Below are 16,100 nucleotides of genomic sequence, written 5' to 3'. Positions count from 1 at the left end.
CGCTCCTTACCCCTTACTCAGTCGCCCTTTTGCTCCGCTGCCGGCCCCAGCCAGCCGCAGCGGGCAAAGGTGTAGTACAGCAGGGGAACAACCACCACCGTCAGCAGGGTCGAAAGGGCCAGCCCGAACACCAGCGAGATGGCCAGGCCATTGAAGATCGGGTCACTGAGAATGAACCAGGCCCCCACCATGGCAGAAATGGCGGTCAGTGCAATGGGCTTGATGCGCACTGCACCGGCGGACACCACCGCCTCCTCAAGTGCCATGCCCTCATCCAGCAACTGACGGATAAACACCACCAGCAGGATGGAGTTGCGCACAATGATGCCCGCCAGGGCAATCATCCCGATCATACTGGTGGCCGTAAACTCCCGCCCCAGCAGGGCGTGGCCCGGCATGATGCCGATCAGTGTCAGGGGAATGGGGGCCATCACCACCAGTGGCAGCAGGTAGGACCGGAACTGGGCCACCAGCAGCACGAATATGGCAAACACACCCACGCTGTAGGCAGCCCCCATATCCCGGAAAGTTTCATAGGTGATCTGCCACTCGCCGTCCCATTTCAGGGTACCGCGCTCCGGCAGGTCCGGCTGACGGATGTAGTACTGTTCCGGTGCATCATCCTGGTCGTCCAGCCAGCTCACCATGCGGAACATGCCGTACAGGGGCGAGTCGGTGTCCCCGGCCATATCGGCCGTCACATAGGTCACCGGCAGCAGGTCCTTGTGGTAGCGGGCGCCAGCCCAGTCCGCCTCATGGATTTCAGCGATGCTCGCCAGGGGCACCAGCTGGCCGTCACGGCTGCGCACCGCCAACGACAGCAGGGTGGCCTGCTGGGACTTGTCACCTTCATCCAGAATCACCCGGATGGGCACCGGGTACTTGGCGTTCTCGTCATGCAGGTAACTGACCCCGGCACCCCCCAGGGCTGTCTGCAGGGTGGTTACCACCTGCGCCTGGGAAACCCCGAGCCGGGCAGCACGGTCCCGGTCCACTTCCACTTCCCACTGGCGTGTGGGTGCCTCGATGGTGGTGTCGATATCTACCAGTCCGTCGACCTCCTTCATACCGGCCACCAGCCGTTCCGCCAGCTCCCGCCGGCGCCACTCATCCGCTGCGTAGACTTCTGCCACTACGGGGGACAGAACCGGGGGCCCCGGCGGCACTTCGACAATCTTCACGCTGGCCCCGTGGCGCTCACCTATGGCCTGCAGGGGTCCACGAAGAGACAGGGCAATGTCATGGGACTGGCGGCTGCGATGGTCTTCGTCCGCAAGGTTGATCTGCAGGTCCCCCTGCCAGGGTTCGCTGCGCAGGTAGTACTGGCGCACCAGTCCATTGAAGTTGATCGGGGATGCGGTGCCGGCATAGGCCTGCCAGTTGGCCACCTCGTCCACCGTCTCCAGGTACTGCCCCATTTCCGTCAGTACCCGGCGGGTCTGCTCCATGGGCGTACGCTCCGGCATGTCCACCACCACCTGCAGCTCCGACTTGTTGTCGAAGGGCAGCATTTTGAGAACCACCAGCATGAACACCGGCAGCGAGGCCGCCGCGATGGTAAGCCCGACCACCCCCAGGCCCAGGAACCGCCAGCGCCAGGGGTGCTCACCGAGAAACGGGCCCAGCACCTTGCGGAAAATTTTCATGGATACTGGACTGACACCATCGGCGGAGCTGCCCTGCTCCTCGCTGTTCTCGCTACCGCCTTCCGACAGGTCCTCACCATGCTTGCGTTTGAGCAACCGCATGGCCAGCCAGGGCGCAACCACAAAGGCCACGATCTGCGACAGCACCATACCGGCGGAAGCATTGATAGGAATCGGACTCATGTAAGGGCCCATCAGGCCGGTCACGAAGGCCATGGGAATCAGAGCCGCCATGATGGTCAGGCTGGCCATGATGGTGGGGGTGCCCACTTCGTCCACCGCAACCGGGATAATATCCTTCAGCGGCCACCGGGAGTTACGGATGCGCCGGTTGATGTTCTCGGTGATAACGATGCCGTCATCCACCAGGATCCCGATAGAGAAAATCAGCGCAAACAGCGAGACCCGGTTGAGGGTGAAGCCCCAGGCCCAGGAGAACACGAGGGTCAGCAACAGGGTGACCAGCACCGCGATGCCCACAATGGTGGCCTGGCGCCAGCCCATGGCCGCCAGCACCAGCAGCACCACACAGAGCGTGGCAGACACGAGGTCGGTAATCAGCTTGCGGGCCTTGTCGGAGGCGGTTATGCCGTAATCCCGGGTGACCACCACCTCGATGTCTTCCGGCAGGGCCCGGTTACGCAGCAACTCCAGCCGATGCTCAATGGCCCGGGTGATATCGATGGCGTTCTCCCCGGGCTTCTTGGCAATGGCGAGGGTAACCGCCGGATACAGGGCGCCGATCTCTCCCTTGCGATCGCCGTCGCTGGCCGGCCCCAGGCCCATGGTCACACTCTGGTCGGGTACTGTGCCGCCCCGGGAAACCTCGGCCACGTCGTCCAGGAACATCGGCGCGCCATCCTGCATGCCGACCACCAGGCGTCGTACACTTTCCACGTTTTCCAGCAGGGTGCCGGACTGAACCGGAATGGACAGGTTATCCCGGGTCACCCGGGCTTCCTGGCTGCTGGTGTTGGCTGCTGCCAGGGCCTGCTGGAGATCATCCACGGTCAGGTTGAAGCCCTTGAGCAGCGCCGGATCAAAGCGCACATCCACCCGGTCAGGAACACCGCCCACGGTGTAGATATCCCGGGTTCCGGGTACCCGTTTCAGGGCCACTTCCAGGGTATGGGCCAGCCGGGTCAGCTCCTCGCCGGTATGACGGTTGGTGGGGTCATACAGGGTGAGACTCATGATGGGCACATCATCGATGGAGCGGGGCTTGATCACCGGCTGACTGGCGCCCAGGTCCGGGGGGAGCCAATCCTGGTTGGAGTAGACCTGGTTGTAGAGACGAACCAGGGCCTCCTGGCGGGTAATGCCCACCTCGAACTCCACGGTTATCACCGCCTGGCCCTGGCGGGACACCGAGTAGACATGCTCCACGCCGGCGATTTCGCTCATCACCTGCTCGGCCGGCGTGGCGATAACATTCTCCACCTCACGGGTGCTGGCACCGGGTAGCGCCACCATGATATCCGCCATGGTGACGTCAATCTGGGGCTCCTCCTCCTTGGGGGTGACGACCACCGCCATTACCCCCAGCAGTATGGCCAGTACCGTAAGCAACGGGGTCAGGCGGGAATCCTGGAAAGCCCGGGCAATCGCCCCGGATGGTCCTGTCGGTGGCAGCTCCCGGCTCACTCGTCACCTCCGGGCAGGGGTGCCAGCCGCTCAGTACCCACCAGGTCCTGCGGATTCAACACCAGCCGCTCACCGACGGACAGGCCGGCCAGGATCTCCACCTGGCCATCCTGGCGCCCGCCGGTACGCACCTGGCGTAATCTGGGATGCCCCTCCCCTTCGCCTTCCATGATAAATACCGCCCGGAGCTCACTGCGGTGGATCACGCTGCTTTCCGGCACGAGGACCGTCTGGCGCTTACCCACCGGCACTGACACTTTCACCAGCATCCCGGGAAACAGGGTGCCATTGGGCTCGGACAGACTCATGCGTACGCGGAACGTGTGGGTGCCGGGGTTGGCATAGGGGTAGAAAGTCATCTCGCCGGTAGCGATGGCGCGACCATCGCCCAGGGTGACCCGTGCCCGCCGCTGGTCCCTGGCCACGCCGGCGTACTTCTGGGGCAGGTCCACCACCACCCGCAGCTGTTCCAGGGAAAGGCCGCTGATCAGGGGCTGGCCGGGGCTGACAGACTCACCGAGTTCCACATGGCGCTCGGTCACAATGCCACCATAAGGCGCCTCAATCCGGGTATAGGACATTTGTTTGGCGGCTTCCTCGACCACACTCCGGGCCCGTTCCACGCGGGCGTTGGCTGATGTCAGGTTGTTGCTGGCCTGGTCATACTCCTGACGCGATACCAGCCCCCGGTCATGTAGCTCATCAATACGGCGAAAGCGCTGGCGGGCATCGGAAAGGCCAGAACGGGCCTCCTCCAGACCGGCCTCTGCCTGGGCCAGGCGGGACTGCTGTTCGCTGTCTTCGAGCCGCACTATCAACGCGCCGGCAGGCACCGAGTCATCCACATCAAAGGGGAGCTCCATGACCTTGCCGCTGGTCTGTGCCGATACGGTGCTCTGCTGCACCGCCTCGATCAGGCCGTCCAGCTGGAGCACTTCTTCGAAGGTACCCCGTTGCACCTCGCTGACCTGTACTTCGGCAAGGGCAGGAACTGCCAACAGGGCCATTCCCAGCAAACACCAACGCAGCATTACCATTACCCGGACTCCCCAGCGCACAATCATTCGTTTACGTTATAACCTTATGAGATATACGGTGACATGTCAGTATAGTCCGGTATACAGCATCCTCCGCCAGACAGAATGACGGCGATCAATCCCTGGGGCCCGGATGAGGGACATTCAGGTTCAGCTGAGACAGAATGTCGCGGCGGGCCGTTACAGGAGGGCACTATAATCTCGCCATGAAACTGCATACGATTTCCCAGGCTGGGTTCCGTCAGGCGGCCCGCTACCTTTTGCTGATGCGTCTTTCCATGGTAACCATGGAGTGGCTGGCGCTGGCCATACTCTGGTTCCTGGCTCCGCCCCTGGCAGGGCCGGCACCGTTGCTGGTCACGGTAGCCCACGCCCTGTTCGCCGCCGCCAGCTGGCTGTGGCTGACCCGTCATCCACCACGGCTGGCGTTTCCGGTGACCCTGTCACTTGGGGCAGACCTCATCGCCCTTGGCATCTGGCTGGCGCTGACCGGCGGCTCCACCAACCCGCTGGTCTCACTGTTACTGCTGCCCCTGGCCACCGGCCTGGTCCTGATACCGCTGCGGCAGAGCCTGTTCATAACCCTGCTGGCCATTATTGTTTACACGTTGCTGATGCTGTTCCCGGTACCCACACCGGTCAACCTGACACAGTCGAGTTACATGCACCTGCACCTGATGGGCATGTGGGGCACGTTCGCGCTCACCGCTGCCATCATGCTGGTGGTGGTCGGCTCGCTGGCGGGTCGACTCAGGGAACAGCAGCAGGCCCTGGCCCGTAGCCGCGAGGAACGGCTGCGGGATGAGCAGATCATCGCCCTGGGGCTGTCAGCGGCCAACGTGGCCCACCGTCTCGGCACGCCCCTGAACACCATGACCCTGGTGGTGGACGACCTGAGGCTGGCCCCGGAGTGCGCCCCCTTCCGGGAGGATATCGACCTTCTGAACCAGCAGCTGGGCCTGTGTCGGGAGCAACTGCAAACCATGACGGAAGCCGCTGTCCGGGCCCGGGAAGCCGCCACCGAAACCCTACCACTGGCCCGCTGGCAGCAAAGACTGCGGGAATCTGCCACCCTGCTGTGGCCGGGGGCCCATATCCAGTGGGCACAAATCCCGCCTGACGCAACCGTGCAGGTTGACGCCACCCTCGACCAGGCGGTACTGAACCTGATCGCCAACGCGTTGAGGGCGAGCCCGGAGGGCATCAGGATCAGCGCACAATGCCATAATGGCCGTGTGCAACTGAGTATTATCGACCGGGGCGCCGGCATTGAGGATACCCTGCCCGGGCAACGCCCGGTACACTCGGAGCAGGGACTGGGTGTCGGCCTGTTCCTCTCCAACGCCACCATCCAGCGCCTGGGTGGCCGACTCAGTGCCGAGGCGCGCACCGAAGGCCCCGAACGTGGTACCACAATGACCATTGAACTGCCGGCTGTTTCCGAGGAGGCTGCCCATGAGTGACACCCCCTGGCTACTCATTGACGACGATGAAACCTTTGCTGCCACCCTGGCCCGGTCCCTGGGACGCCGGGGCATCGACTGTGTTCAGGCCCATGACCCGGAAGCGGCCCTGAGCCAGCTGAGTGCCAGCGGCGCCCGTCGCTGCGTGCTGGACCTGAACCTGGCGGGAGAAAGCGGCCTGCAGCTGCTGCCGGAATTACTGGCAAAACAGCCCGAACTGGAAGTACTGATCCTGACCGGCTATGGCAGCATTGCCACCGCGGTGGAGGCCATGCGCAAGGGTGCGATGAACTACCTGTGCAAGCCGGTGACGGCGGACCAGATCATCGAAGGGTTCGAGCCGGACCACCATGAGCCCGCACTACGAAGCCAGCCTCCATCCGTGGAGGAACTGGAGTGGGAGCACATCCAGCGGGTGCTGTCGGAATACGACGGCAACATCTCTGCCACCGCCCGGGCCCTGAACATGCACCGCAGAACCCTGCAGCGCAAGCTGGGCAAGCACTCCCGCTGGCGGGAATGAGTGCGGGCGATCAGGCCCCCTTGAGGGACTTCATGTCGATCACGAAGCGGTACTTCACGTCGCCTTTTTTCATGCGCTCGTAGGCTTCGTTGATGTTGTGAATGTCCAGCATCTCGATATCACAGCTGATATCGTGCTCTGCGCAGAAATCCAGCACTTCCTGGGTTTCCGGCATGCCGCCGATCAGTGACCCGGTAAGGATGCGGCGCCTGCCAATCAGGTTGCGGGAATGTACCGTCGGTTCAATGGGCTCGATCATGCCCACCAGGATGTGACTGCCGCCCACCCTGAGAGTCGACAGGTAGGGGTTCAGGTCATGGTGAACCGGAATGGTATCCAGCAGGAAGTCAAAGCTCTCTGCAGCGGCCGCCATCTGATCCGGATCTGTCGAGATGATAACGTGGTCTGCCCCCTGTTTTTTTGCCTCGGCCACCTTCGCTTCAGAGCGGGTAAAGATGGTGACTTCGGCCCCCAGGGCCCTGGCGAACTTGACACCCATGTGACCAAGGCCACCCATGCCCAGAACCCCCACCTTGTGGCCCTTACCCACGCCGAAATGTTTCAGGGGGGAGTAGGTGGTGATACCCGCACACAGGATCGGCGCCGCAGCGGCCGGATCCAGCTTCTCCGGCACCCGTACCACAAAGCGCTCACTGACCACGATGCGTTCCGAGTAACCTCCATAGGTACGCAGACCATCAATGCGGTCTTCACCGTTGTAGGTGGGGGTCATGCCTTCCCGGCAATATTGCTCCAGGCCCTGCTCACAGGACGGACAGGAGCGACAGGAGTCCACCATACAGCCGACACCGACCAGGTCTCCGACTGTGAATTGATTCACATCATTTCCAACCGCGGTTACACGGCCGATAATCTCATGCCCCGGAACGACCGGATAATTGGTGCGTCCCCAGTCGTTCTCGGCAAAGTGGATATCAGTATGGCAAACGCCACAGTAGAGAATATCGATCGACACATCGTCCGCGCGGGGATCGCGGCGGTGAAAGCTGAAGGGGGCAAGTCCGGAAAGCTCGGAAGTGGCGGCATAGCCCTTTACGTCTGACATGGTCTTCTTACCTCTGTGCAGTTTGTCTCATTGTTTTAGTGTGGCACCTTGATCATAATCAGTTAACTACCCAATACGCCACGGAAGTCTGTACTGATCGCAGGGCAGCGTTTATTTTCATTTTCTACAGCCCGAGCCCGGAGTATGGACGACACACCCGCTGATCACCACAACGACGACCTCACCGCCCTGCTGGCGGAGGTCGCCCACCAGACCAGCAACGGTGTGGTGATTACCGATACGCAGCGACGTGTCCGCTGGGTCAACCGCGCCTTTGAAGAGTTGACCGGTTTCCGACTGGACGAAATCCGTGGTCACCGCACCGGTGAATTCCTTGCCGGCCCGGACACCGACACCAGCACGGAAAACGCCATCCGGGCGGCCGTGGAGTCCGGACAGGGCTTTGACAAGGACATCCTCGCCTATCGCAGGAATGGCACCACCGTCTGGCTGCGCGCCGTGTGCAATCCCATCGCACCCGGTAGCTCCGGGAATGGTGGATTCATGGCGGTGCTGATCGACGTTACCCAGCGCAAGGATCTGGAGCGCCGCCTCAAAATCACTTCCAGTGTGTTCGAGCGCAGCCAGGACGCCATTATCATCTCCGATGCCGATAACCGGATCGTTGACGTCAACCCGGCCTTCACCAGCATCACCGGCTACACCCGGGAAGAAGCCATCGGCAACAACCCCAGCATGCTCAGCTCGGGCCGGCAGGGGCCGGAATTCTACCGCTCCATGTGGCGGGCACTCCAGGAACAGAACTTCTGGCGGGGAGAAATCTGGAACCGGCGCAAGGACGGCGAGGAATACCCGGAATTCCTGTCCATCACCCGGGTGCAGCTGGATGAGCCGGGGGAACACTATTACGTCGCCAGCTTCTCCGATATCACGGCACTCAAGAACCATGCCGAGGAGCTGGAACGGGCCGCTCACTACGATGACCTCACCGGCCTGCCAAACCGGCAACTGATGGTCACCCGCCTGGAGCGGGAAATGGACCACAGCGACCTGAGTCACCAGCCCCTTGCGGTCTGCTACCTGGACCTGGACGGCTTCAAGACCGTCAACGACCAGGTGGGCCAGGGCCTGGGAGACCGGGCGCTGGTCACCATCGCCAACCGCCTGCGGCTGGCGGTACGCAGCGATGATACCGTGGCCCGGGTCGGTGGCGACGAGTTCGTGCTCTTGCTGCGCAATGTGGATGACGAGCGAGTCTACCAGCGCATCCTCAATGCGGTTCGCCAGCCCCTGTCTGTTGGCCCCACAACCGCCAATATTACCGGCAGCATGGGCATCACGGTGTACCCCCATGACGGGTCTGACGGCGAACGGCTGGTACGCCATGCGGACCAGGCCCTGTACTCCGCCAAGGAGAAAGGCCGAAACAACTACCACTTTTTTGACCCCACTCTCGACGACAACCTCCAGCAGCGGCGCCAGCAAATCACCGAACTGGCCCGCGCCCTCCGGAATAACGAGTTCGAACTTTACTACCAGCCCCAGGTTCAGCTGCGGGACTCGGCGGTTGTCGGCGTCGAAGCCCTGGTACGCTGGCAGCACCCCGACCGAGGCCTGCTGGCACCGGGCCAGTTCCTGCCCTACATAGAGGGCAGTCACCTGGAAGAGCGCTTTGGCCAGTGGGTGCTAAGGCATGCCCTGGCCCAGCAGGCGGAATGGTCAAGGGCGGGACTGACTCTGGGCATGAGCATCAACATCAGCGCCGCGCACCTGCTGGCACCGGGGTTTTCAAGGTTCCTGGGCCGGTACCTGGACGATCACCCGAAACAGGATCCGGCTTCTGTCACCCTGGAAATTCTGGAATCCACCGCCCTGGATGACATGCAGAGGGCCAGTCAGGTCATCAACGAGTGCCGGGACCTGGGCGTACAGATCGCCCTCGACGATTTCGGCACCGGGTTTTCCTCCCTGAGCTACTTCCGCAGCCTGCCGGTGAACGTCATCAAGATCGACAGGAGCTTCACCTTCGGCATGCTGGAGGACGACAGCGACCGGGCCATTGTGGAGAGTGTGATCTACATGGCCCAGCGCTTTAACCGCACGGTGCTGGCCGAAGGTGTGGAAACCGACCGCCATGCTCAGGCTCTGGCGCCCCTGGGTTGCGACCAGATCCAGGGCTTTGGCATAGCCCGCCCCATGCCGGCGGGAGAGATTGAAGACTGGGTGCGCCAGTGGCACGCGAGAGCACCGCTAACGGTACCGGCGTTCGTCCAGGGTGGTCAGTAATTCCGGGTGAAACACCATCAGGCCGGTGACCACCACACCATTGACGAACCCTTCCGGCAGCAGGAAAAGCGGCAGGTAGCGAACATAGTCGTGTTGCAGGTGGTACCAGTCATAGACGCCGGTCAGCCACAGCAGAACCACCATGGTCATTCCGGCGGCCAGCACCGAGGCCCCGGCCCCGAAAAAACCGCAGAAAAAGATATAGGCAAAGAAATTACGGAAGTTTCGGCGGCGCTCCCAGCGCATGATGGCATGGGTCACCAGCGCCGGCACCATTACCGTAATCAGGCCGTTGACCGCAAACAGGCTGACCGGCTCCCGCCCGGTAATCACCACAATCACCAGCGCCAGCAGGCCGCTGAACACCGCCAGCCGCCACCCCAGCATCAGGGTTACCGCTGTCATGCCAAAAATATGGATGCTCAGCCCCGGCGACAGCCCGGCCCGTAACTGCCACAGGAAACCCAGCACGACCGCGGCACCGAACAGGCAGTGCTGGGCCCGCTGCCCGGATCGCAGCCACTGCCAGTCAGTCTGGCGGATGGCCCGCAACAGAATGCCCACAAACAACACGGCCGTTAACACCAGCAGCCAGGCCGGAAAAAGGTTCTCAGTCAGACCCATAGGCGGACCCTACGCAAATAAATCCGGTAACCGGTGAGCCCGGCAGAACGTTGTTATATACGTTCTGACAGGGAAAGCGAACACTGATCTGAATCAATCATTGATTGCCAAACACGCCCTATCATGGTGCAATAGCTGGTTCCCATAAGTATTACCCACCATTAAATCCCACTATCAGGAGAATTCTATGCCGGCACGCCTGGACGAAAAACTTGAGCCCATTTTTCAGGACGTCCTGCACAGGAACCCCGGCGAGTCCGAGTTCCACCAGGCCGTACACGAGGTCCTGGAAACCCTCGGCCCGGTACTGGTGAAGTACCCCGAGTTCGCCGAGAAGAAAGTCATCCAGCGCATCTGTGAGCCTGAGCGCCAGATTATCTTCCGGGTACCCTGGCAGGATGACAAGGGCGAAATCCATATCAACCGGGCGTTCCGCGTCGAGTTCAACAGCGCCCTTGGCCCCTACAAGGGCGGTATGCGTTTTCACCCGTCTGTGTACCTGGGCATCATCAAGTTCCTTGGCTTTGAACAGATTTTCAAGAACGCCCTGACCGGTTTACCCATCGGTGGCGGCAAAGGCGGCAGTGACTTCGACCCCAAGGGCAGGTCCGATGATGAAATCATGCGTTTCTGCCAGAGTCTGATGACCGAACTGTACCGCCACCTGGGCGAGTACACTGACGTACCTGCCGGCGACATCGGCGTTGGCGGCCGTGAAATCGGCTACCTGTTCGGCCAGTACAAGCGCATCACCAATCGCTACGAATCCGGCGTACTGACCGGCAAGGGCCTGGACTGGGGCGGCAGCCGCGCCCGTACCGAAGCCACCGGTTACGGCACCGTGTTCTTCACCCAGGAAATGCTGAAGGCCCGTGGTGACTCCCTCGACGGCAAGACTGTAGTCGTTTCCGGTTCCGGTAACGTCGCCATCTACGCCATCGAGAAAGCCCACCAGCTTGGCGCCAAGGTTATCGCCTGCTCCGACTCCGGCGGCATCATCGTGGACGAGAAGGGCATCGACCTGGCCACCGTCAAGCGCCTCAAGGAAGTGGAGCGTCGCCGCATCAGTGCCTACACTGAAGCCCACAAGCACGCGAAATATGTAGAAGATGGCAACATCTGGAGCGTGCCTTGCGATGTGGCCCTGCCCTGTGCCACCCAGAACGAACTGAACGGCAACGATGCCAAGACCCTGGTGGAGAATGGCTGTATCGCCGTGGCGGAAGGTGCCAACATGCCCACCACGCCGGAAGGCATCCAGATTTTCCAGGAAGCCAGCCTGGCCTACGGCCCGGGCAAAGCCGCCAATGCCGGCGGTGTGGCCACCAGCGCCCTGGAAATGCAGCAGAACGCCAGCCGTGATTCCTGGACCTTTGCCTACACCGAGAAGCGCCTGGAAGACATCATGATCGAGATCCACAAGAGCTCCTTCGAAACCGCTGAAGAGTTCGGCTCCCCGGGCAACTATGTGCTGGGTGCCAACATCACCGGCTTTATCAAGGTTGCTCGTGCCATGGACGCCATGGGCCTGATCTGATCATGGCCAACGTCACCGATACTCAGGCCACCCCGATGATTTCCACCGGGCTGCCAGGGCTGGACCAGGTCCTGGATGGTCTGAGAATTGGTGACAATGTGGTCTGGCGGGTCACCGACCTGGATGACTACCGGCGGTTTGTGACGCCCTTTGTGGCGTCGGCCACCGCCGCCGGCCGCCAGATCATCTATCTGCGTTTTGGCCAGCACGAACCCTTGCTGGCACCCGCTCCGGGCATCCGCATCATCGAAGTGGACGCCCGGGACGGTTTCGAATCCTTCACCGCCCGTATCTGGGAACTGGTGGAAACCTGGGGCCGCGGCGCCTTCTACGTGTGCGACTGCCTCAGCGACCTGCTCAATGCCTGGGCCACCGATACCATGGTGGGCTATTTCTTCCGGGTGATCTGCCCCTTCCTGTTCGAGCTGGACACCGTCGCCTGGTTTGCCCTGCTGCCCCAGCGCCACTCCCGGCAGACCCTGGACCGCATCCGCGCCACCACCCAGGTGATGATCGACGTACACCGGGCCGACGACGACATGCAGCTGCAACCGGTCAAGGTATGGCAGCGTCAGTCCCCCACCATGTTCCTGCCCCACCGCTACCGGGACGGCGAGTTCATCCCGGTGACCGACAGCAGCAACGCGACCCGGCTGCAGGCTGCCATTGAGCAACAGGCCCACGCCACCCAACAACTGCTGGATGGCTGGGACCGATTATTCCTGGAAGCCGAGGAATGCGACACACCGGATAGCGACCGGGCCCGCGCGCTGGTACGCCGCATCCTTCAGGTACTGGTCAGCCGGGACCCCCGCATCCTGGCGTTGGCCGAAGACTATCTGTCACTGGATGACCTGACTGCGATACACAACCGCACCATCGGCAGTGGCTTTATCGGCGGCAAGGCCGTGGGCATGCTGCTGGCCCGGGCGATCCTGACCAGGGAGGATCCGGACACCTGGGGTACTGCCATGGATCCCCACGACTCCATGTTCCTGGCGTCGGATGTCTGGTATGCCTTCCTGGTTCACAACGGGCTGTGGCCTGCGATCATGAAGCACCGCACCCGGGAAGGTTTCTTTGATGAGGCCCCCGCCCTGCGTGAAGCCATACTTGAAGGCGAGTTCCCGCCGGAGGTACGCCCGGAGCTGATCCGCACCCTGGACCACTTTGGCCAGTACCCGATCCTGGTGCGTTCCAGCAGCCTGCTGGAAGACGGGTTCGGCAACGCCTTTGCGGGCAAGTACGAGAGTGTCTTCCTGATCAACCAGGGTGACCCGGAGCAGCGACTGGCCGCTCTGGAGAACGCCATCCGCCAGGTCTACGCCTCCACCATGAGCGAAGATGCCCTCAGCTACCGCCGGGGCCGTGATCTGGAAGACCTGGAAGAGCCCATGGCGCTGCTGATCCAGCGGGTGAATGGTCGCTTCCACGACCACTGGTACCTGCCCGATGCCGCCGCAGTGGGGGTGTCCCGCAATACCTTTGTGTGGGCGCCGGACATGGCCCCGAAGGCCGGCATGTTGCGGCTGGTAATGGGCCTGGGTACCCGGGCCGTGGACCGTATCCAGGGAGACCATGCCTGGGTTATCGCCCTGGACCAGCCCCTCAAGCAACCGTTCCGCAACCTGGAAGAGAATTACCGCTTCAGCCAGCACCTGGTGGACACCCTGGACGTCACCGGTCCGGGCCTGACCACCACGGATCTGACCACCTTGGTGCGGGAGGCGCCGTCCCTGCCCCTGGAACACCTGGGCGAGACCGACAGGGCCGCTTCACAAAGGGCCCGGGAACTGGGCCTGGACGCCCCTGTATGGCGGCTTACCTTCCGGCCGCTGATCCGCCAGGGGGCGTTCATCGACCTGGCCCATCGCATGCTTGCGACCCTTGAGAAAGCGTACCGACACCCGGTGGATGTGGAGTTCACGGTCCACCTGGATAACAGCGAGGTCCCGGTTCGCCTCAACCTGGTCCAGTGCCGCCCCCTGGCCACCATCGGCGACAGCCAGCCGGCGTCCCTGCCGGACCAGCCGGATCCCAGGCGCCTGCTGATGGCCAGTGAAGGGCGTTTCATGGGGGGCAACATCAACCTGGCCATCCATCGCGTCATCCTGGTCAGGGCGACGGAATACAGCGCCCTCGACCTCAACGGCAAGCATCAGGTGGCGAAACTGGTGGGCCGGCTGGCCCGGCAGACACCCGAGCATTTCAACTTGATGCTGGCCGGCCCCGGCCGCTGGGGCACCAGCAGCCCGGAACTGGGGGTTCCGGTGGGCTTTGCGGACATCAGCCGGGTGTCACTGCTGGTGGAAATCGCCGATATGGGTAACGGTATGGTGCCGGACCTGTCCTTCGGCTCCCACTTCTTCCAGGACCTGGTGGAGTCCGGCATCGCCTACGTGGCAATCTTCCCCGACCAGCAGGACTCCACCTGGAATCCGGACTGGCTGACGCACCATGCCCATCAGCGACACATCGACAGCCTGCTGCAGCAGGACCTGCCACCAGCCGCCATCCAGGACTGCGTCACCGTCCTGGAATGCGAGGGCTCACCCCTGCGGGTGCTGGCCGACGTGACCCGCCAGCGCCTCCTCGCCGGCCACTTCTGACGGCGTGAGGGCCTGCCAGGCCTGGAAGTTGGTCAGATACACCTTGCCAGTGAGGCTTTCCAGGAACGAGGTGCGCCGCAGGCGGTCCATTACCGGGCCTTTGACCTCGGACAGGTGCAGCTTTACACCACTGTCGTGGAGCCGCTCGTTGATTGCCTCCAGGCTCTCCAGCGCCGAGGCATCAATCAGATTGACCGCCGGGCAGACCAGTACCACATCCTTCAGTTCCGGGCGACTGCTCACCAGGTCCAGCACACAGTCCTCCAGGAAACGGGCATTGGCGAAATACAGGCTCTCATCCATCCGCAGCATGGCCAGCTCGGGCCGGGTTTCCACCTGGTGGCGCCGTACGTTCCGGAAATGCTCGGTACCGGGAACCCGCCCGACGATCGCACTGTGAGGCCGACTGGTGCGGTAAAGGAACAGCCAGAGGGACAGAATCACGCCGGCGACGATGCCCGCCTCCACGCTGTGGACCAAGGTTAATACAATGGTGGCAAGCATGGCGACGAAGTCCGAACGGGAATAGCGCCAGGTCCGGATAATTGCGGGAAAATCAATCAGGGTAGCCACCGCCACAATAATGGTGGCCGCCAGGGTGGCCACGGGCAACATGGCAATGGCCGGGGTCAGTAGCAGGGTGGCCAGGGCAATACCTATGGCGGTATACACGCCCGCGGCCGGGGTTTCCGCCCCGGCGTCGAAGTTCACCACCGAGCGTGAGAACCCGCCGGTCACCGGCATACCACCGGAGAAACCGGCAGCCAGGTTGGCAGTCCCCAGGCCCACCAGCTCCTGGTCCGGATCAATGCGCTGCCTGCGTTTGGCGGCCAGGGTCTGGCCCACGGACACCGACTCCACGAAGCCGACAATGCTGATCAGCAGGGCGCTGATTGCCAGCTGTTGCCACAGGGACAGGTCCATGCTGGGCATGACCAGGCCCGGCAGGCCACCGGGAATATCCCCGACCACCGCCACGCCGCTCTGATCCAGGCGCAGCAGCCAGGTGATCAGGGTGGTCACCACCACGGCCAGGATCGGCGCGGTTTTTGTGAGCATTCCTGCAGTCGCCCGGGACAGCCCCATGGTCACCAACAAGGGCTGCAGATACCGGCGGGCAGCCACCAGGAACACCAGCGCACCGACCCCGATCACCAGAGTGGGCCCATGGACGCTACCCAGCTGTCCATATAGGCCAGCCAGCAGCTCCAGCAGGTTGTGCCCGTCGAAGCTCACCCCCAACAGGTGCTTGAGCTGACTCGCCGCAATCACCAGGCCAGACGCGGTAATGAACCCGGAAATCACCGGGTGACTGAGAAAGTTGGCCAGGAACCCCAGCCGGAACACACCCATCAGCACCAGCATCAGCCCGGACATGACCGCCAGCAGGATCGCGCCGGCCAGGTATTCACCGGACCCCGGCTCGAACAGCTTGCCAAGGGCCGCCGCTGTCATCAGCGAAGCAACTGCCACCGGCCCCACTGACAGGGTCCGGCTGGAGCCGAACACCGCGTAGAGCACCAGCGGCAGGATACTGGCGTACAGGCCCACCTGCGGCGGCAGGCCCGCCAGCATCGCGTAGGCCAGCGACTGGGGAATCAGCATGACGGTGACAATCACCGCCGCCAACAAGTCGCTGGCCAGGGTGGACCGGTTGTAGTGTGGCAGCCAGTCCAGCACTGGCAGGAAACGGGTCAGCTTCAC

The 16,100-nt window shown here is 62.6% G+C and carries 10 protein-coding genes; 5 read left to right on the top strand and 5 right to left on the bottom strand.

The features are described from left to right. Positions 1–17 precede the first annotated feature (17 nt). Positions 18–3,290: an efflux RND transporter permease subunit gene (locus tag ACESMZ_RS00250; RefSeq protein WP_372956098.1), complete on the bottom strand. Its 3,273-nt coding sequence runs from the start codon at positions 3,288–3,290 to the stop codon at positions 18–20. Then, on the bottom strand, positions 3,287–4,327 hold the full coding sequence (locus ACESMZ_RS00245) for an efflux RND transporter periplasmic adaptor subunit (protein ID WP_372972058.1): 1,041 nt from the start codon (positions 4,325–4,327) through the stop codon (positions 3,287–3,289). Before ACESMZ_RS00245 ends, ACESMZ_RS00250 begins: the two co-directional genes overlap by 4 nt. Positions 4,328–4,533: 206 nt before the next feature. Here ACESMZ_RS00245 and ACESMZ_RS00240 point away from each other — a divergent pair, with 206 nt between their 5' ends. Then, a complete protein-coding gene (locus ACESMZ_RS00240; protein WP_372956096.1) occupies positions 4,534–5,790 on the top strand; it encodes a sensor histidine kinase in 1,257 nt (418 codons plus the stop codon). Next, positions 5,783–6,313, top strand: a complete 531-nt coding sequence (locus tag ACESMZ_RS00235) for a response regulator transcription factor (protein ID WP_372956095.1) — start codon at positions 5,783–5,785, stop codon at positions 6,311–6,313. The genes ACESMZ_RS00240 and ACESMZ_RS00235 overlap by 8 nt, the downstream gene beginning before the upstream one ends. A 10-nt stretch (positions 6,314–6,323) precedes the next feature. Here the strand turns inward: ACESMZ_RS00235 and ACESMZ_RS00230 are convergent, their stop codons facing one another. Further along, positions 6,324–7,379, bottom strand: coding sequence for an NAD(P)-dependent alcohol dehydrogenase (locus ACESMZ_RS00230; protein WP_372956094.1), 1,056 nt, complete (start codon positions 7,377–7,379; stop codon positions 6,324–6,326). A 144-nt stretch (positions 7,380–7,523) separates the two neighbouring features. On the opposite strand from ACESMZ_RS00230, the gene ACESMZ_RS00225 reads away from it, so the two are divergent. Next, entirely contained in the window at positions 7,524–9,626 is a 2,103-nt protein-coding gene (locus ACESMZ_RS00225) for a putative bifunctional diguanylate cyclase/phosphodiesterase (protein ID WP_372956093.1), read from the top strand. Here the strand turns inward: ACESMZ_RS00225 and ACESMZ_RS00220 are convergent. Next, complete coding sequence (locus ACESMZ_RS00220; RefSeq protein ID WP_372956092.1) at positions 9,591–10,250, bottom strand: energy-coupling factor ABC transporter permease; 660 nt, start codon at positions 10,248–10,250, stop codon at positions 9,591–9,593. The two genes, ACESMZ_RS00225 and ACESMZ_RS00220, sit on opposite strands and share 36 nt — an antisense overlap. A 187-nt stretch (positions 10,251–10,437) precedes the next feature. On the opposite strand from ACESMZ_RS00220, the gene gdhA reads away from it, so the two are divergent. Both gdhA and ACESMZ_RS00210 read left to right on the top strand, forming a co-directional pair. Then, the gene (gdhA, locus tag ACESMZ_RS00215) at positions 10,438–11,787 is read left to right on the top strand and encodes an NADP-specific glutamate dehydrogenase (RefSeq protein ID WP_372956091.1); all 1,350 of its coding nucleotides are present in this window, start codon (positions 10,438–10,440) and stop codon (positions 11,785–11,787) included. A gap of 2 nt (positions 11,788–11,789) precedes the next feature. After that, positions 11,790–14,396: a PEP/pyruvate-binding domain-containing protein gene (locus ACESMZ_RS00210; protein ID WP_372956090.1), complete on the top strand. Its 2,607-nt coding sequence runs from the start codon at positions 11,790–11,792 to the stop codon at positions 14,394–14,396. On the opposite strand, the gene ACESMZ_RS00205 is transcribed toward ACESMZ_RS00210, so the two are convergent. Beyond that, entirely contained in the window at positions 14,337–16,100 is a 1,764-nt protein-coding gene (locus ACESMZ_RS00205) for a SulP family inorganic anion transporter (protein WP_372972057.1), read from the bottom strand. The two genes, ACESMZ_RS00210 and ACESMZ_RS00205, sit on opposite strands and share 60 nt — an antisense overlap.

This window comes from Marinobacter sp. (assembly GCF_041690615.1).
In the GTDB taxonomy this organism is placed as follows: domain Bacteria; phylum Pseudomonadota; class Gammaproteobacteria; order Pseudomonadales; family Oleiphilaceae; genus Marinobacter.
This window is presented reverse-complemented; position numbering and strand designations above follow the sequence as displayed.

Coding starts and splice junctions, on each gene's coding strand:
- ACESMZ_RS00245 (WP_372972058.1), bottom strand. CDS start 4,327: ATGGTAATGCTGCGTTGGTGTTTGCTGGGAATGGCCCTGTTGGCAGTT.
- ACESMZ_RS00240 (WP_372956096.1), top strand. CDS start 4,534: ATGAAACTGCATACGATTTCCCAGGCTGGGTTCCGTCAGGCGGCCCGC.
- ACESMZ_RS00235 (WP_372956095.1), top strand. CDS start 5,783: ATGAGTGACACCCCCTGGCTACTCATTGACGACGATGAAACCTTTGCT.
- ACESMZ_RS00230 (WP_372956094.1), bottom strand. CDS start 7,379: ATGTCAGACGTAAAGGGCTATGCCGCCACTTCCGAGCTTTCCGGACTT.
- ACESMZ_RS00225 (WP_372956093.1), top strand. CDS start 7,524: ATGGACGACACACCCGCTGATCACCACAACGACGACCTCACCGCCCTG.
- ACESMZ_RS00220 (WP_372956092.1), bottom strand. CDS start 10,250: ATGGGTCTGACTGAGAACCTTTTTCCGGCCTGGCTGCTGGTGTTAACG.
- gdhA (WP_372956091.1), top strand. CDS start 10,438: ATGCCGGCACGCCTGGACGAAAAACTTGAGCCCATTTTTCAGGACGTC.
- ACESMZ_RS00210 (WP_372956090.1), top strand. CDS start 11,790: ATGGCCAACGTCACCGATACTCAGGCCACCCCGATGATTTCCACCGGG.